Source organism: Pseudomonas sp. LF020 (genome assembly GCF_053456425.1).
This window is the reverse complement of the sequence record NZ_JBRFIX010000009.1, coordinates 131,187-149,393: the sequence shown is the minus strand read 5'-3', so window position 1 is coordinate 149,393 and position 18,207 is coordinate 131,187. Positions and strand designations below refer to the sequence as shown.

The window sequence follows — 18,207 nt, the reverse complement described above, 5'->3', positions numbered from 1 at the left end:
CTCCTAGAGCGGGCTGACGAAACGGTTGTCGACCAGCTCGTCGTGGCTGACGTTGTAAGGCTTGCCTTGCAGTTCGCTGGCGGTTTCGTTGGCGAGCTTGATCAACGCTGCGCTGTCGCCCGGTTTGCCCGGCGCGCCGAGCAGTTTCTCGCTCATCGCCTGATCATAGAAACGCACGCCTTTGGCGGCAGCGGCCAGTTCCTTCGGATCGGAGAGATAACCGCCGACGCCTTTGGCCATGATCGCGTAGGCCTCGTCCGGGTGTTCCTGGGTGTACTTGACCGCCTTGTACAAACCGGCGACCAGCGCCTTGACGTCCTGCGGCTGTTTTTCGATGACGCTGCAGTTGAGCGCCACCACATCGACGATCACCCCGGGCGTGCTGCTACTGTCGATCAGCACCTTGCCCTGCTGTTTGTCGCGGACCATCGACAAATGCGGCTCCCAAGTCACGGCGGCTGGCACCCGACCGGCGATGAATGCGGTGGCGGCATCGTCGGCCGTCATGTTCTGCACGGTGATGTCGCTCATTTTCATGCCGTTCTTTTTCAGCAAGTACGACAGCCAGAACTGCGAGGTCGAGCCTTCGTTGACGGCCACGGCCTGGCCCTTGAGTTCCTGCAACGACTTCACGTCCTTGCCCACCAGCACGCCGTCGCCGCCATGGCTGTCATCCAGTGCTGCCACGGCCTTGAAGCAGAACTGCGGCCGGTACTTGAGGACTTCGTCGATGGTCGAGGCCGAACCGGAGAGTTGTCCGGAGGCCTGGGCGGCCATGTACATCGAAGCTTCTTCGACCACCGGCAATTCGACGGTCAGGCCGTTTTCCTTGAAGTAGCCCAGATCCTGAGCCAGATACAGCGTGCCATAGCCAACCCAGGTGGTATGGCCGATGGACAAGGTGCCGGCCTGCGCGCTGGTCGCGACCGTGGCGGCCAGGGCGGTGATTGCCAGAGGATGGGTGAGACGGATACACAAGGACTTGATCATGGAGCACTCCCGACGCTGTTGATTTAGTTTTGTCATGGGCAGTACGGCCGGCCGCGATGATGTGAATTCACGCTGCGGTCTCTGCTGGACTCTGGCGTGAAACATCGTGCTGGCGAGATCGATGGTGGCCCATGTGCGGGCCGAGGAAAATCAGGAAATTGTTGGCAGCAAATGATGAAAAAACTGCTTAGGGCGCACCGTGAAAGCGCGGGGTTGGCGGGGATGCTCACGATCGGTGCAAGCCAGGAATTTTCACTGCCTGGAAGAATGCCATCGCTGGCAAGCCAGCTCCCACAGTAATCGCTGGTGTACCCGGAATTGGTGGACACCACAAAAACCTGTGGGAGCTGGCTTGCCAGCGATAGGATCTACGCGGTATCAGCGCAATTGAAACCAGGTGGTTTTCAACTGGGTGTATTTGTCGAACGAGTGCAGCGACAGGTCGCGACCGAACCCTGATTGCTTGCCACCACCAAACGGCACGGTCACGTCGAGCGCATCGACGGTATTCACCGACACTGTGCCGGCCCGCAGCCGCCGCGCCACGCGATGCGCTCGATGCAGATCATCGGTCCACAGCGACGCCGCCAGCCCGTAGACACTGTCGTTGGCAAGACGCACGGCCTCGTCTTCATCATCGAATGGCACCACCGCCAGTACCGGGCCGAACACCTCTTCGCGAAACAGCGGCATGTCGGCACTGACGCCGGTGAAAATCGTCGGTTCGATGAAGTTGTCCGAGCCATTAAAGCGCCGTTGCTGGCCGCCACACACCAGGGTCGCCCCCGCCTGCTCGGCACTGCGAATGGCGCGCATGATGCTCGCCGTCTGCCGCTGATCGACGATCGCCCCGGCACGGCTTTGCGGGTCGAGCGGATCACCCGGCAGCCAGCGTTCGGCCTGAGCCTTCAGGCGCTCGACAAACTCATCGTGAATCGAACGCTCGACCAGCAACCGCGAGTTCGCCGAGCACACTTCGCCCTGGTTGAAGAAGATCCCGAACGCGGCTTTTTCCGCCGCCAAATCCAGATCCTTGCAATCGGCAAACACCAGATTGGCACTCTTGCCGCCGCACTCCAGCCACACTTGTTTCAGGTTGGATTGCGCCGAGTACTGCATGAAATATTTGCCGACCTGGGTCGAGCCGGTGAACACCAGGCAATCGACATCCGCGTGCTGGCCCAAGGCTTTGCCGGTCTGTTCACCCAGCCCCGGCAAGACGTTGAGCACACCCGCCGGCAGTCCTGCTTCCAGCGCCAGCTCGGCCAAACGCAATGCGGAAAACGGTGATTGTTCGGCCGGCTTGAGGATCACCGAGTTACCCGCCGCCAGCGCAGGCGCGAGCTTCCACGCGGCCATGTCCAACGGAAAATTCCACGGCACCACGGCAGCCACCACGCCCAGTGCTTCGCGGGTGATGGTCGCCAGCACATTGGCGGCGCCGGGGGCGATCTGGTCGTAGAGTTTGTCGATGCTTTCGGCGTACCAGCGAAACACCCCGGCGGCGCCCGGCACGTCGATGTTGTAAGCGTCCATCACCGGTTTGCCCATGTTCAGCGAATCGAGCAGGGCCAGTTCTTCGCGATGTTCCATCAGCAGATCGGCCAGACGCAGCAGCACCTGTTTGCGCTCGGCGGGCGGGCGTTGCGCCCAGGTGCCGGCCTCGAATACTTGTCGCGCGTTGCACACCGCCGCGTCCACATCCGCCTCGCCACACGCGGCGACATTGGCCAGCAACCGGCCGGTGGCAGGATTGATCGCGGCGAAGGTCTGCCCCGATTGCGCAACGCAATGCTGGCCGTTGATCACGGCTTGATCGGGAAACTTCAAGGCAACGGCCTGGCGCTGCCACTCTGCAAGTTCGAACACGTCGAATGCTCCTTGGACGTTATTGTGCAGTCGATGTTGGCGCAGGCCCGGACGGGCGAAAACCAGTAAAAATGTCTTCGCAGACAATGAAAAAACTGCTCAATCGGTTTCCCCAAAACCGCTGTGGATGACTAAGGTTCAAGGATAAAAACAACGTCGCGCAGCGGACGCGGCGGCGCACAAATTGCTTGGAAGTCGAGTCCGCTCGTCCTGAGGTTTGCCGTGGCCGCCTACAATTTGCGTCAGCTGAAATACTTCATCACCACCGTCGAATGCGGCAGCGTTGCCGAAGCCTCGCGCAAGCTGTACATCGCGCAACCGGCGATCTCTACGGCGATCAAAGGTCTGGAAGACAGCTTCGCCGTGCAACTGCTGATCCGCCATCACGCCCAGGGCGTGTCCCTGACGCCGAGCGGCGCACGGTTTTTTCGCAAGGCGCAGGAGCTGTTGCGCATGGCCCGGGAGTTCGAGCAGAACGCCCTCGCCGACAACGACATCGTCGCCGGGCAGATCGACATCGGTTGCTTCGAAACCGTCGCGCCGCTGTACCTGCCGCAATTGATTGCCGGATTTTCCGCGCTGTACCCCGGGGTGAAAATCCGCATCCGCGACGGCGAGCAGCAGGAACTGGTGCAAGGCCTGACCTCGGGTAACTTCGATCTGGTGATCCTCTACGAACACGAACTCGATGCCACGATCCAGACCGAACCGCTGATGCCGGCGCAACGCCCGTATGCGCTACTGCCGGCCGATCATCGCTTTGCCCAGTACAAGCAAGTGTCGCTGCGCGATCTGTGCCTGGAACCGATGATTCTGCTCGACGTGCAGCCGAGCCGAACCTACTTCGTCAGCCTGTTCGAAGAACTCGGCCTGACCCCGCGCATCGAGTTCAGCTCGCCGTCGATCGAGATGGTGCGCGGCATGGTCGGCCAGGGGTTCGGCTTCTCGGTGCTGGTGACGAAGCCGCACTCGGAATGCACCTATGACGGCAAGAAAGTGGTGTGCGTCGACATTGTCGAAGATGTCACCGGTTCGGGGCTGGTGGCGGCGTGGCTCAAACGTGGGCAACTGACCAAACCGGCGCAGTTGTTCGCCGATTATTGCCGGGAACAACTGACGGGCAAGGCGCGTAGTTAGAAGCAAAAGATCGCAGCCTGCGGCAGCTCCTACAGAGGGAGCGCAAAAATCCTGTAGGAGCTGCCGCAGGCTGCGATCTTTTGCTCTTCAAGTGCCGCGCGGCTTGGCCCGCGCCGTGGCCTCGGCCACCAACGGATCATCCGGCCAATAATGCTTCGGATATCGCCCCTTCAAATCCTTCTTCACCTCGGCATAGGTGCTGCGCCAGAAGTTGGCCAGATCCTGCGTCACCTGCACCGGCCGCCGTGCCGGGGACAACAGGTGCAGCTTGACCACTTGCCGGCCGCCGGCAATCCGTGGCGTCTCGGCAAGGCCGAACAACTCCTGCAGACGCACCGCGAGAATCGGCGGCTGCTCGCTGTAATCCAGACGTATCGATGACCCCGACGGCACACTGATGTGATGCGGCGCCAGCTCATCAAGCTTCTGCGGCAACGGCCACGGCAGCAGATTGCGCACGATGCTCGACAGGTCTAGATTGGCGAAATGACTCAGTCGCGAGACTTTACCCAGGTAAGGCATCAACCATTCTTCCAGGGTTTTGAGCAACGTCGCGTCGCTGACATCCGGCCAATGGCTTTCGGCCTGGGCGTTCAGATCCAGTTGTCGCAGCAACGCGACACGCGCCTGCCACTGACGCAACTCCGGCGTCCACGGCAGCAACTCCAGCCCCTTGCGCCGCACCAGATTGACCAGCGCCTGACTGCGCGCCGCTTCGTCGAGACCGGCCAACGGTTCGCGGCTGAGGATCAGTTCGCCGACCTTGCGCTGACGCTCGGCGCGCAGCACGCCTTCGCGTTCGTCCCAGTCTAGTTGATCGACGTTATGCACCTGCTCGGCGAGCACCGAATCAAACAGCGCCGGATCGAAATCCGCCGCCAGGTAAATCCGTTCTTCACGCTGGCCCTGACGACTGCCGAGGTCGGCGATAACGATCCACGGCTCCTTCATCAGGCTGTCGGCTTCGGCGAACAGCGCAGCGCGACCATTGGCCAGACGATATTCGGCGCCACCGGCACGCCGCTGTTGGGCGACACGATCCGGGTAAGCCAGCGCCAGCAGCGCACCGAGCCAGCGCGGGTGTTCGGGATCGCTGACCGGCGCGCTGGCCTTGCCACGCAGGTAACCGCGATATTGCCGCGCCAGTTGCCGGGCGCGCTGCACGCCGCCCTGAGCACCGCGCGATGCGCGCTCTTCACCGGAGAGCAGCACCAGGCGGCTGTGCAGATCCGCACCGACACCGCGCAGGATATCGCGCTCGCCGAGCAGTGCCGCGACGTCACAGGCCATGTGCGCCAGCCCCAGCGCCTGACCGCGCAGCAACAGATGCGCGATGCGCGGATGCGCCGGCAACTCGGCCATGGCCTGACCGTGCGCGGTCAGCGCCTCGCCTTCAAGTGCGCCCAGGCGCTGCAACAAGTCCTGCGCCTGTGCATAAGCCGCTGCCGGCGGCACATCGAGCCACACCAGTTCGCCCGGCGTCACGCCCCAGCGTCCGAGTTGCAGGGCCAGGCTCGCCAGATCCGCCGACAGAATTTCCGCACTGCCATAAGCCGCGAGTTGCTCGTGCTGATCCTGCGACCACAAGCGGTAACACACACCCGGCTCCAGTCGCCCCGCCCGGCCCGCACGTTGGGTGGCGCTGGCCCTGGAAATGCGCTGAGTATCGAGACGGGTCATGCCGCTGCCCGGGTCGAAACGCGGCACCCGCGCCAGCCCGGCGTCGATCACCACGCGCACGCCGTTGATGGTCAGGCTGGTCTCGGCGATGTTGGTCGCCAGCACCACTTTGCGCTGGCCGACCGGTGCCGGGTCGATGGCGGCGCGCTGGGCATTCAGGTCCAGTTCACCGTGCAACGGGCAGAGCAATACGTCTTTACGCTCGCCGATGGCATCGCTCAGCTGCTGATGCACGCGACGGATTTCCGCCTGCCCCGGAAGGAACACCAGCAGGCTGCCGGTTTCATCGTGCAGGGCTTCGAGGACGGTCTGGGTCACGCGCTGGTCGATGTACTCGCCGGGCTGGAATGGCCGGCCCCAGCGCATCGTCACCGGGTACATGCGCCCTTCGCTGCGCAGGATCGGCGCGTCATGCAGCAACCCGGCCAGCCGCTCGCCTTCCAGCGTTGCCGACATCAGCAGAATCTTCAGCGGCTGTTCAGCTCGGAACAGTTCACGACCGTTCAAACTCAGGGCCAGTGCCAGATCGGCATCAAGACTGCGTTCGTGGAATTCGTCGAAGATCAGCAGACCGACGCCTTCCAGTGCCGGATCATCCTGCAGACGCCGGGTGAGAATGCCTTCAGTGACCACTTCGATACGGGTATCGGGGCCGACCTTGCTGTCGAGACGGATGCGATAGCCGACGGTTTCACCGACCTTCTCGCCCAGTTCGCTGGCCAGTCGCTCAGCCGCTGCACGCGCGGCGAGACGGCGCGGTTCGAGCATCAGAATGGTCTGCCCGGCCAGCCACGCTTCATCGAGCAAGGCCAAAGGCACGCGGGTGGTTTTACCGGCGCCGGGCGGTGCTTCGAGCACGGCTTCGTGGCGTGTCGCCAACGCTTCACGCAGGGCGGGTAAAACTTCATCGATCGGCAAAGAAATCATGCTGGCTCCCAAACAGAGCCGCGAGTATAACGGCGAACTGCCGGGCGTTTGTCAGGGTCTTAATTTCAAATGACGACGCTTCGTTTTCAAATGACTCAGGAGATTTCCCATGCGCTTACCTTCTCGCCTGATTGGCGGTGTACTGGTCGCCACCCTACTCACTCAACTCACGGCCTGCGGATCGATTTTCTACCCCGATCGTCGCGGGCAGATCGATGGCAAGATCGACCCGGCGATTGCCGTGCTCGACGCCGTGGGCCTGCTGTTCTACGTCATCCCCGGCCTGATCGCCTTTGCCGTGGACTTCACCACCGGTGCGATCTATTTCGAACCGGGCCACACCGCTCAGGTCGATCCGGCCAAACTCAAACAAGCCATCGGCCCGGACGGTCAGGTCGATAACCTCAAGTTGCAGGCTATTCTCGAAACTGAACTGGGCCGCAACCTGCCGCTGGACGATCCGCGCCTGATCCAGCACAAGGGCAGCACGCAACAACTGGCGATGTTTGGCCTGCAACCCGCCGCTTAAGGAAATCACATGACCACCAGCCCCGAACACGCCCGCCTGCTGCGGCTGGCAACCCGCGCTTCGGTGGCGGTGGCCTGCACGCTGATCATCGCCAAGGCCATCGCCTGGTGGCTGAGCGGTTCGGTGAGCATGCTCGCCGGCCTCACCGACTCGGCGCTGGATGGCGTGACTTCGCTGCTCAACCTGCTGGCGGTGCATTACGCGCTGCGCCCGGCCGATGACGATCACCGTTACGGCCACGGCAAGGCCGAATCGCTGGCGGGCATGGCGCAGGCGCTGTTCATCGGTGGCAGTGCGCTGCTGATTGCGTTCCAGGCGTATGAACGCATCAAGCAACCGGAGCCGCTCGGCGCACCGTGGCTGAGCATCGGCGTGATCGTGTTCTCGCTGCTGCTGACCGCCGCGTTGCTGACGCTGCAACATCGGGTGATCAAGCAGACCGGCTCCAACGCCGTGCGCGCCGACTCGCTGCACTACCGTTCGGACATGCTGCTCAACGGCAGCATTCTGATTGCGCTGATCCTCGCCGGCATGGGCTTTCATCAGCTCGATGCGTGGTTCGGCCTGGGGATTGCCGGGTACATTTTGTGGAGTGCGATCCAGATCGCCCGGGAAAGTTTTTCGGTGCTGATGGATGAAGAGCTGCCAACCGATGTCAGTCAGCACATGCTCGAACTGGCCTGCGCTGTACCCGGCGTGTTGGGCGCGCATGACCTGCGCACGCGGATTTCGGGCAACCACTGGTTTGTGCAGCTGCATCTGGAATTGCCGGGAGAGCTGACCCTGTCAGTGGCCCACGGCATCAGCGATCAGGCGGCGGATGCGATTCACGCCGCCTACCCGCGAGCCGAAGTGCTGGTGCACGCCGACCCGCAGGAAGTGGTCAAGACCGAACGGGCGCAAACCCGGATTCAGTAAGACACCTGATAACCGCGACTGCTCAGGCAATTGCCCTGCGCCTGACGGTAAGCCTGCACCACTTCGGGCGCCGGTTGATAGGTCGCGGTACGCGGGTCGAAACCGCTCTGCTGCACGGCGTATTGGTAGCACTGATAACCGTCCTGCTGCACCTGTTCCGGCGACTGACCGTTGGCCGGGTAGGCCTCGACGTCATAGCCCTGGGATTGCGGCTGCGGTGGCGGCGGTTGCTGCACCGGCGGCTCGACCACGACGTAATCCTGCGTGGCTTCCTCGTAGGCATAGTAGGAACCGGCAGCGAGGAACAGCAGCGCACCGCCGATCCACACTTCACGGGCGTAGTCCGGCAGGTAGTGAGTGCGAATCCCCCGTGGCGGCTGCACGACGATGTAGCGCGGGCCTTGCGGGCGATACCAGTAGCCGCCGGAATAGAAGTAATCCTGGCCGCGATACGGCACGCGGTATTCGCGATCCGGGAAGCGGTCGATCACATGCCCCGGACGGTATTGCGGGCCTGGGCCCCAACCGTTGCCATGGCCATCCGGGCGACCCGGCCAGCGATTGTCATTGGGCCGGTTGCCGGTTTGCCATTGCTGGTTGTGGTAACCATTCTGCGGCCGCTCGTCGCGGTAGTAACCCTGGCGCGGTTCCTGAGTCTGGCGCACGGTGTCGGGCCGTGGCTGGATCGGCAGGTTGTTCGACGGTGGCGCCTGATGCACCGGTGCAGGCTGATTGGGCGCGCGGTTCTGGTTCTGCCACTGGCCGTTATTGTGCTGCTGGCCGTTGTGTTCGAACTGGCGGCTGTTGTCGCCCCGAATGATTTGGTTGTTCTGCGGCCGCGGCTGATTTTGCGGCGGCGGATTGTTCTGCCCGCGGGGCTGATGATCGCCGCCACGACCCTGATTGCCCTGATGCTCACCGCCGTGCCCGTTGTTCTCGGGGCCACGATTCTGTGGCTCGTCGGCCAGCGCTTGCGCACCGACGCTCACACACAGCAAACCAACACCGGCCAGACGCCAGATGCGCGACTTCATGCTTTTCCTCACTGCGGGTATTAAGAGGGCTTGTAGCTAAGACCGGGAATACGCACACCGGGTTCTGCGACAGGTTATCAGTCACGAAACTTATTTATTGAGGAAGGCTGTGCATCGAGGCACAAAAAACGCAGACAAGAAAAAGGGAGACCCGTCGGCCTCCCTTCAGAGAACTTCGTCCTGGCTCGACGCTTTTGACGTCGGCTCACCTCACGCCGTCTTCTGGACAGTGTGCAGCTCGGGGGCCGGCACATCCCCGGTGGGGGTGGCGGCCGCGGCGGGCCTGATTGGGCGGGCCGCAGTGGACTGTGTTACCGAGCAGTGATTCTGGTGATAAGAATAGGCCGCAAGGCGCGACAGAGGATTGCGAAGATTGCTCAAATAAACACTGCTTGCGCAATTTTTAACCCTGGATAGATAATCCGCCGCAATAGTTACAACCAAGGACTGATTCATGAGCAAACTCGACCGTTACGACCTGAGCATTTTGGCGGAATTGCAGCGCGACGCCCGCATCTCCAACCAGGAACTGGCCGAGCGCATCGGTCTGTCGCCCTCCCCCTGCTCACGCCGGGTCAAGCAACTGGAGGACGACGGCTACATCTCGCGCCAGGTCGCCCTGCTCGATCGCAAGATGCTCGGCCTGAGCCTGACCGCCTACGTACTGATCGGCATGGACCGGCACACCCCGGAGCGTTTCGAGAACTTCGAAGCGGCCATCCGCACTCTGCCGCAGGTGCTGGAGTGCAGTCTGGTGACGGGTGTGGATGCCGACTATCAGTTGAAAGTGGTGGTGCCGGACATGGATCACTATCAGAAGCTGTTGCTGGGGCATCTGACCCGAATTGAGGGGGTGACCAGCGTGCGCTCCAGTTTTGTGCTGAATCAGGTGCTCAACAGCACCGAACTGCCGCTGACGCATCTGCGCAGCTAACCCGCAGTCCCTCTGTAGGAGCTGCCGAAGGCTCGGGCCGCGATCGGACGATCTTTTGATTTTGCTTTTCAAGATCAAGATCAAGATCAAAAGATCGCAGCCTTCGGCAGCTCCTACAGGGGGGGGCGCGTGGTAGAGGTGCGGCACACCGACACAGGTCAATGCGCCCGCAATCCCCCTCGGCGTATAATCGCCCAGCCCTTTCAGCCCTGTGCGCGCCGGAGATGCCCGATGGATCCTGCAGTATTCGAAGAGTGGATGATGACTGGCCTGGTCAGCATCCTGATCATTTTCATGGGTTTTATCGTCTGGGATCTGGCGAAGAAGTCCAAGGCCGGGCGTTTCGGCTCGTTCATTCTGTTCTTCGTGCTGGGCCTGGGCGTGGCCGCGTTCATCATCAAGAGTGTGGTGATCGGCCTGATCGAGTCCGGCGCTCTATAACCGCGCCGGCACTTCCTTCCACTGGCCCTGATCAAGCCCTTCGAGCGTCCAGTCGCCAATCCGCACCCGCACCAGCCGCAACGTCGGCAGCCCGACCGCAGCGGTCATCCGCCGCACCTGACGGTTGCGCCCTTCACGAATCACCAGCTCCAGCCAACTGGTCGGCACGCTTTTGCGAAAGCGAACCGGCGGATTGCGCGACCAGAGTTGCGGCTCGTCCAGTTGCCGCGCCTCGGCGGGCAGGGTCATGCCGTCATTCAGCTCGACGCCCTCGCGCAGTCGCTGCAATTGTTCAGCACTCGGCTCGCCCTCGACCTGCACCCAGTACGTCTTGGGCAACTTGTGTTTCGGGTCGGCAATCCGCGCCTGCAACTGGCCGTCGTTGGTCAGCAGCAGCAAACCTTCGCTGTCGCGATCAAGGCGTCCGGCCGGATAGATGCCGGGTATCTCGATGAAATCCTTGAGCGTCGCCCGCCCGCCTTCGTCGCTGAACTGCGTCAGCACATCGAACGGTTTGTTGAACAGGATCAGCTTCGGCTCGGCCGGCGGCGCCTTGGCGACACGGCGCGGTGAGGACGACTGAGGCTTCGCGCCAGGACGGCGGGAAGGAGGACGCGGGGGACGGGACATGGCGAAAAGAACATCTAACGGTCAGGACTGCTAATGCTAGTGCCCTGACCGCCAAATGACCACGACTAACCGTTAACGGAACGGCGGCTCGTCGAAGCTGCGCAGTTTGCGCGAGTGCAGCGAGTTGAGTTCGGTGCGCAGCAGGTCCACCGCTTCGATACCGATCTTCAAGTGCTGGCTGACCGCGCGCTCGTAGAACGCGTTGGCCGAGCCCGGCAGCTTGATTTCACTGTGCAGCGGTTTGTCCGAAACGCAGAGCAACGTGCCGTACGGCACCCGCAGGCGATAACCCTGTGCGGCGATGGTGCCGCTTTCCATGTCCACCGCCACGGCGCGGGACAGGTTGATCAGCGGACGTTCCTGCGCCCAGCGCAGTTCCCAGTTGCGGTCGTCGTAGGTCAGCACGGTGCCGGTGCGCAGACGCTTTTTCAGCTCCTCGCCCTTCTCGCCAGTGATATTGGCCGCGGCTTGCTGCAGCGCCAGTTGCACCTCGGCCAGCGCCGGGATCGGAATGTTCGGCGGCACCACGCGGTCGAGAATCCCGTCGCGACGCATGTAGGCGTGAGCCAGCACGTAGTCGCCGATGGTCTGCGACTGACGCAGGCCGCCGCAGTGACCGATCATCAGCCAGCAATGCGGACGCAACACCGCCAGGTGGTCAGTGATGTTCTTGGCGTTGGACGGGCCGACGCCGATATTGACCAGGGTCACACCGTGGCCGTCATTGGCGATCAGGTGATAGGCCGGCATCTGGTAGCGGTGCCAGACCACGCCAGCGGCAATCGCCGAAGCTTCGCCGTGGTCCATGCCCTTCTCGATGATCACGTTGCCCGGCAGGACCATGCGCACGAAACGCGGGTCATTGCGCAGTTGTTCCAGGCCATGAACGATGAACTGGTCGACGTAGCGGTGATAGTTGGTCAGCAGGATCCACGGCTGCACATGGCGCCAGTCGCTGCCGGTGTAGTGCACCAGACGACGCAGGGAGAAGTCGACGCGCGCGGCGTCGAACAGCGCCAGTGGCAGCGGATCGGTGTTTTCCCAATCGTAGAGACCGTCGGCGATGCCATCGGTGGCGGCGGACAGGTCGGTACTCGGGAACACCCGCGCCAACACCGCCGCGGTGACGCCGGAGCCGGCCAGTTCATCGCCCTGCTCGACCACGTACGGGTATGGAATGTTCTGCTGACTGACACCGACTTCCACAGTCACCGTGAAGTCGTGCATCAACGGCACCAGTTGTTCCAGCAGGTATTTGCGGAACGCCTTGGGATGGGTGACGGTGACGCTGTAGGTGCCCGGCAGTTGCACCTTGGCGTAGGCGCGGGTGGTCTGCGGGACTTCGCCCTGACACAGGTAGGTCAGACGCAGTTCGGGATAACGAAACAGGGCACGCTGTTCGGCGTCAGGCTCGACGCGATCCTTGAGATACCGCTTGAGCGCCGAGTTCAGCGCAGTGGTGGCCCGCTCATGCAGCTCGGCCAGACGATCCACGGCTTGTTCGGCAGTTTGAACGACAATAAACGCTTCGGTCACGATCAGCTTCCTGTGTTCTGACTTGCAGAGCTTCATCTTGCCTGCAACATCGCGTCACGGGAACAGTGGCGTTGTGGCTGTACCCAAATCTTTCAAACAAAGCGAATCCCAGTGGGAGCTGGCTTGCCAGCGATGAGGCCGGCACATTCAATATCAATGTTGACTGACAGGTCGCCATCGCTGGCAAGCCAGCTCCCACCGGGTTTTGCAGTGTTCGAGGGACCGGGGTCAGAAACCCTGGGGGGTTGAGCGGGCGACGATGGCTTCGACGTCCAGGCCACGCGGCAACGCACCGTAGACCCGGCCGCCACCGCTCAGACGACTGGCAATGAACGCATCGCTGACCGCCGAATTACCGGCTTCCAGCAATAGCTTGGCCTGCAAACCGAGCGCGATGTCTTCGGTGAGTTGCCGCGCCCGATACTGAATGTCGCTGGTGTCCTTGAACTGCGCCTGCAACTGCTGGATATGCGCAGCCAGACGCTTGTCACCATGGCCATCGCCCAACTCGCTGAACAACACGTCGAGCACACCCGGCTCTTTCGACAGCGCACGCAACACGTCAAGGCACTGCACATTCCCCGAGCCTTCCCACGTCGAGTTGACGGGCGCTTCGCGATACAGCCGTGGCAGGATGCTCTCCTCGACATACCCGGCACCGCCCATGCATTCGGCAGCTTCATTGATCATTCCGGGGGCACGTTTGCAGATCCAGTATTTGCCCACCGCGGTCACCAGCCGGGCGAATCTGGCTTCCTGCGAATCCTGCAGATGATCCAGCGCCTTGCCCATGCGCAGGCTCAACGCCAGCGCGGCCTCGCTTTCCAGCGCCAGATCGGCCAACACGTTCTGCATCAACGGTTGCTCGCTGAGCAGCTTGCCGCCGACCGAACGGTGCGCGCAGTGATGGCTGGCCTGGGTCAGCGCCTGACGCATCAGCGAACTGGAGCCGACCATGCAATCGAAACGGGTCATCGCCACCATCTCGATGATGGTCGGTACACCGCGCCCCTCTTCGCCGACCATCCACGCCAAAGCGCCACGGAACTCCACTTCGCTGGAGGCATTGGACTGGTTGCCGAGTTTGTTTTTCAGGCGCTGGATGTAGAACTGATTGCGTGTGTCGTCGGGGCGATGGCGCGGCAGCAAAAAGCAGGTCAGGCCCTTGTCGGTCTGCGCCAGCGTCAGGAACGCATCGCACATCGGCGCCGAGCAAAACCACTTGTGCCCGACCAGTTCATAGGCCTGGCCCGGCCCACTGGCGCCGACCGGATAAGCCTTGGTGGTGTTGGCCCGCACATCGGTGCCGCCCTGTTTCTCGGTCATTGCCATGCCGATGGTCACGCCGGCCTTGTGCGCCATGCCGACGTTGCGCGGGTCGTATTCGGTGGCGAGTATTTTCGGCAGCCACAGCTCGGCCAGATCCGGTTGCAAACGCATGGCCGGAACGCTGGCGAAGGTCATGGTCAACGGGCAACCGCTACCGGCCTCGGCCTGGCTGTGCAAATAGCTCATTGAGGCTCGGGCGACATGCGCGCCGTCCTGCGGATGCGCCCATGGCAATGAAGTCAGGCCATGTTCGATCGCGGTGCGCATCAGCTCGTGATAGGCCGGATGGAATTCCACCAGATCGATGCGATGACCGTAGCGGTCGTGGCTGTTGAACAGCGGTTTGTTCTGATTGGCAAGGAACCCGGCCTCCATCAGCGGCCCGCCGGCCAGCGCACCGTAGACATCGATCCGCGACTCGGCCCACCCAGCACCAAAGCGGCGCGACCACTCCTGTAGCGGCAGATCGATGCGGTACAGGTTGGCGCCATCCAGCGACGGTGGCTGGTTGGTGACTTCGTGGGTTTCGGCGAACTGATGCAGGTTCATGACGGGGCTCCTTTGGTCAGCCAAGGGATTCAGTTAAGCACCGGCCCGTGGCTGATCAAAGTGTCATATGCGCCGAACTGTCGGCGCTTTCACCCTGTCAGGCGCTAAGTACCCGACGCTCCAGCGCCGTCTGCAGGTCTTCGAATTTCACCGGTTTGTTCAGGTAATCGATGCGCGTACCCGGCGCGCAGTGCTCGCGATCCGTGCCCAGCGCCAGCATGAACACCGGCAGATTGGCGCAGCCCGGCAGGGCATGGATCTGGCAGCACAGCGACGCGCCTTCGTGAGAGGGCAACTGGCAATCGATCAGCACCGCGTCGAAGGTTTCCCGTTGCAGGCAATCGAGTGCCGCCGCGCCGTTGTCCGCAGTGCGTACGCGGAATCCCAGTTTGAGCAGCATGCCGCGCATCACCAATTGGTTGACGCTGTTGTCGTCCACCAGCAACACCGTGCAGTCCTGCGGTGCACGGCTGCGCTCATGCAGCGCGTCCGGGGTTGGCGCCGCTTCAATCTGCGGCAGCTCAAACTCGACATCCAGTTGAAAACGGCTGCCGCTGCCAGGCTGGGAGCGGTGAGTCAGCTTGCCGCCAAGCAACTCCACCAGTTGCCGACAGATCGCCAGACCCACGCCCAACCCACCGTATTCGCGAGTCATCGAGCCATCGAGCTGGAAGAAGCGCTGGTACATCGTCGCCTCGCCCAGATCGGTGAAACCGATGCCGGTGTCGATCACTGCAAACGACAGGGCCAAGCGGTTGTCCGCCGCCGGTTTGCCCGTCACCCGCAGCGCCAGGCCGCCGACCCGGGTGAACTTGATCGCGTTGTCCAGCAGGCACTCCAGGCATTGCGCCAGTTTGGCGCTGTCGCCGTGCAAACGATCCGGCAGGGTCGGCAGCACCTCGACCTTGAAGTCCAGCGACTTGCTCGCTGCGTTGCCGTCGAACTGCACGCGCAAGGCCTCGACCACCGCACGCAGGCTGAAGCTGCCCGGCGTCGCCTTGAGCTTGCCGGCTTGCAATTCGGTGAGGGTGAGGATGCCGTTGACCATGCGCATCATGTCCCGGGCGGAACCTGCGGCGGTTTGCTGGTATTGCTCCAGTTCAGGCTCCAGCTCGACGGTCTGCATCAGCTCCAGCGAACCGATCACCCCGTTCATCGGCGTGCGCAATTCGTGGGTCAGGGTCGCGAGGAATTCATCCTTGAGCTTGTTGCTGTGGGCCAGTTGCTGGTTGAGCACTTCGAGTTTCTGCCCGGCATCGAACAGGGTTTGCGCCTGCTGCTCGCGCATCGCGTTGATGCGGTCGGCCAGCGCCAGCGACAGCAGCGCCACTTCAATCGCCGAACCGATCTGGCTGGCGTACATGGTCAGGAACACGTTCGGCAGCAGGCCCAGCACCATCAGCGTATTGACGATGCCGCCGAGCAGGAACGCCGACCAGGCAATGATGAAGTAACGCGCCACCCGCAATCCGCGCCACCAGGCGAGGATCCCGGCGGCGAAAATCACCACTGTGAACACCAGCGCCAGCAGGGTCGCCAGGCGCAGCGACAACGCGTAACTAGTCATCAGCGACAACCCGACCACCAGCGCACCGAACGCGATCAGGGCGATCAGCAGGTAGTCGAGCCAGCGGCTGTGGGTTCGGGTCTGCAGGAAACTGCGCGCGAACTGACTGCCGAACAGCCCCGCGCAACCGATGAAAAACGGTGTGGCGGCATTGGCCCACCACGGGTTGTCCGGCCAGAAATACTCGACCGCCGCGCCGTTCACCGACAGTTGATAGAGGCCGAACGAGGCGATGTAGAAGATGTAATAGAGGTAGCTGGTGTCGCGCACGCTCAGGTAGATGAACAGGTTGTAGACCAGCATCCCCAGCAGCACGCCATAAATGATCCCCAGCACATACAGGCGCACCGGCTGGTCTTCGAGGTACGCGGTGCTCGACCATAGCGTCACCGGTGCCTGGATCGAGCCTTCACTGGCCAGGCGCAAATACACGGTTTTTTGCTGGTCAGGGGTGAAGGTCAGGTCGAACAGGTAATTGTTCTGGCGGATCTCGCGACTGGCGAAGGGCAAGGCGTCGCCGGTCTGCCGGATCAGCCGATAGTCGCCATTGGCATCGGCCATATAAAGGTCGAGGTGATCGAGCGGCGGATACGCCAGCTCCAACAGCCAGGTGCGTTGCGCGGCCGGGTTGTTCGGACGGTAATGCAGGTCGATCTTCAGCCAGAACGCCGAACGCGAGTAACCGGCATTGAGCGTGGCTTTGTCGTGGGGTTTGAAATTGCCCGCCGCCGCTTGAGCGCGGACGTCGGCGATGTTCGCCTGACCGCTCGGGTCTTCGAACACCTGCAGAGAGCGCCCCAGAGGAAGGCTCTGGGTATTTTCGTCGAACTCGACGGCGCTTGCGAGGAGGGGCAAGCAGAACAGCAACATCAGCAAATAGCGCATTGAAGCCCCAGCGTGGCTCGTCCGGTTGTGTCAGGAAGCCCCCCATTCCCTTTGAGTAGACGTAAAACCGGTATTACCTGTTATTGGTTTGGATCCAGACTAGCATAGCCGTTGATGGCCATTAAGCACCATCGAAATTTTTCCCACAAAGGCTCTAGAACGGGCGTTTCAGAGCAAAGCTGCGGGCTAGAGCTGTTGAGTTGGTCAGCTTAATCATTGCGATCCGCTTTTGTGGCGAGGGACCTTGCTCCCGCTCGGCTGCGCAGCAGTCGTAAAACCTGTAAATGCGCTGTGCCTGAATAAATGCAGGGGCTGCTTCGCAACCCAGCGGGAGCAAGCTCCCTCGCCACAATGGTAGCTGCAGCGTTGTCCGACAATCTGCTCGCAAACACCGTCAGGACTGAACCCCAAAATCAGGTTTGGTGGTAAGCTCGCGCACCATGAATATCTACAGCTCCCGCCCCGTTGTCCTCTGTCTCTCCGGCCACGACCCCAGTGGTGGCGCCGGCTTGCAGGCAGATATCGAAGCCTTGCTCGCGCAGGGTTGCCATGCGGCTCCGGCCGTCACCGCCCTGACCGTGCAAGACACCGTCAACGTCACTGATTTCCGCGTCCTCGACCGTGAGTGGGTACTGGCCCAGGCCAATGCCGTGCTCAACGACTCCGAAGTCGCAGCGGTCAAACTGGGCATGCTCGGTTCGCTGGAAATGGTCGACACCGTGGTCGAACTGCTTTCGGCGCACCCGCACCTGCCAGTGGTCTGCGACCCGGTGCTGCGTGCCGGCGGCGGCGGACGCCTGGGCAAGGACGAAGTCGGTTACGCGATGCGCGAGCGTCTGCTGCCGCTGTCGATCATTGCCACCCCCAACCTTCCCGAAGCCCGAATCCTCGCCGAATTGCCCGAAGGCACTGCGGACGAGTGCGCGGAAAAACTCCTGCCGTTCGTCAAAAACCTGCTGATCACCGGCGGCCATGGCGACGAAACTGAAATCCACAATCGCCTGTACAGCCGTGACGGCCTGCGTGAAACCTTCTATTGCCAGCGTTTGCCGGGCAGTTATCACGGCTCCGGCTGCACGCTGGCCAGCGTACTGGCCGGTCGGCTGGCCCAGGGTGAAAACCTCGCCAGCGCCGTGCGCACGGCACTGGATTACACCTGGCGCACCCTGCGCGATGCCGAACAACTGGGCAAAGGCCAGTTCGTGCCGCGTCGCCTGCCGCTGGATTTTTGCTCGTAACGTCGTGAGGTCTG

The 18,207-nt window shown here is 62.3% G+C and carries 14 protein-coding genes; 6 read left to right on the top strand and 8 right to left on the bottom strand.

What is annotated here, in order from left to right:
* Positions 1-3: 3 nt before the first annotated feature.
* Positions 4-990, bottom strand: a complete 987-nt coding sequence (locus ACU680_RS21190; protein WP_448180430.1) for an ABC transporter substrate-binding protein — start codon at positions 988-990, stop codon at positions 4-6.
* Between the two features lie 378 nt (positions 991-1,368).
* A complete protein-coding gene (locus ACU680_RS21185; RefSeq protein ID WP_448180429.1) occupies positions 1,369-2,859 on the bottom strand; it encodes an aldehyde dehydrogenase in 1,491 nt (496 codons plus the stop codon).
* Between the two features lie 222 nt (positions 2,860-3,081).
* On the opposite strand from ACU680_RS21185, the gene ACU680_RS21180 reads away from it, so the two are divergent.
* Positions 3,082-3,996, top strand: a complete 915-nt coding sequence (locus tag ACU680_RS21180) for a LysR family transcriptional regulator (protein ID WP_448180428.1) — start codon at positions 3,082-3,084, stop codon at positions 3,994-3,996.
* 87 nt (positions 3,997-4,083) lie between these two features.
* On the opposite strand, the gene hrpB is transcribed toward ACU680_RS21180, so the two are convergent.
* A complete protein-coding gene (gene hrpB / locus ACU680_RS21175; protein WP_448180427.1) occupies positions 4,084-6,603 on the bottom strand; it encodes an ATP-dependent helicase HrpB in 2,520 nt (839 codons plus the stop codon).
* Between the two features lie 109 nt (positions 6,604-6,712).
* Between hrpB and ACU680_RS21170 the strand changes: the two genes are divergently transcribed.
* Together ACU680_RS21170 and ACU680_RS21165 are read left to right on the top strand one after the other, a co-directional pair.
* Positions 6,713-7,132 carry a hypothetical protein gene (locus tag ACU680_RS21170; RefSeq protein ID WP_025108718.1) on the top strand — a complete coding sequence of 140 codons (420 nt, stop codon included), beginning with the start codon at positions 6,713-6,715 and terminating at the stop codon, positions 7,130-7,132.
* A 9-nt stretch (positions 7,133-7,141) separates the two neighbouring features.
* Positions 7,142-8,050 (top strand): cation diffusion facilitator family transporter, encoded by a 909-nt coding sequence (locus ACU680_RS21165; protein ID WP_448180426.1) that lies wholly within the window; start codon positions 7,142-7,144, stop codon positions 8,048-8,050.
* Here the strand turns inward: ACU680_RS21165 and ACU680_RS21160 are convergent.
* Entirely contained in the window at positions 8,044-9,084 is a 1,041-nt protein-coding gene (locus ACU680_RS21160; protein ID WP_400762156.1) for a DUF6515 family protein, read from the bottom strand. The genes ACU680_RS21165 and ACU680_RS21160 overlap by 7 nt on opposite strands.
* A 454-nt stretch (positions 9,085-9,538) precedes the next feature.
* On the opposite strand from ACU680_RS21160, the gene ACU680_RS21155 reads away from it, so the two are divergent.
* Positions 9,539-10,018: an Lrp/AsnC family transcriptional regulator gene (locus ACU680_RS21155; protein WP_007909658.1), complete on the top strand. Its 480-nt coding sequence runs from the start codon at positions 9,539-9,541 to the stop codon at positions 10,016-10,018.
* Positions 10,019-10,249: 231 nt separating this feature from the next.
* On the top strand, positions 10,250-10,459 hold the full coding sequence (locus ACU680_RS21150; protein WP_003228500.1) for a DUF2788 domain-containing protein: 210 nt from the start codon (positions 10,250-10,252) through the stop codon (positions 10,457-10,459).
* Here ACU680_RS21150 and ACU680_RS21145 read toward each other — a convergent pair.
* From ACU680_RS21145 to ACU680_RS21130, 4 genes are all read right to left on the bottom strand, one after another.
* Positions 10,454-11,089, bottom strand: a complete 636-nt coding sequence (locus ACU680_RS21145; protein ID WP_448180425.1) for a pseudouridine synthase — start codon at positions 11,087-11,089, stop codon at positions 10,454-10,456. The genes ACU680_RS21150 and ACU680_RS21145 overlap by 6 nt on opposite strands.
* Positions 11,090-11,161: 72 nt before the next feature.
* On the bottom strand, positions 11,162-12,661 hold the full coding sequence (amn, locus tag ACU680_RS21140; RefSeq protein ID WP_177434769.1) for an AMP nucleosidase: 1,500 nt from the start codon (positions 12,659-12,661) through the stop codon (positions 11,162-11,164).
* Positions 12,662-12,853: 192 nt separating this feature from the next.
* A complete protein-coding gene (locus ACU680_RS21135; RefSeq protein WP_448180424.1) occupies positions 12,854-14,503 on the bottom strand; it encodes an acyl-CoA dehydrogenase family protein in 1,650 nt (549 codons plus the stop codon).
* A gap of 97 nt (positions 14,504-14,600) precedes the next feature.
* Positions 14,601-16,955 (bottom strand): hybrid sensor histidine kinase/response regulator, encoded by a 2,355-nt coding sequence (locus tag ACU680_RS21130; protein ID WP_448180423.1) that lies wholly within the window; start codon positions 16,953-16,955, stop codon positions 14,601-14,603.
* Between the two features lie 440 nt (positions 16,956-17,395).
* Here ACU680_RS21130 and ACU680_RS21125 point away from each other — a divergent pair, with 440 nt between their 5' ends.
* A complete protein-coding gene (locus tag ACU680_RS21125; RefSeq protein WP_448180422.1) occupies positions 17,396-18,193 on the top strand; it encodes a hydroxymethylpyrimidine/phosphomethylpyrimidine kinase in 798 nt (265 codons plus the stop codon).
* The last annotated feature ends 14 nt before the right edge of the window (positions 18,194-18,207 follow it).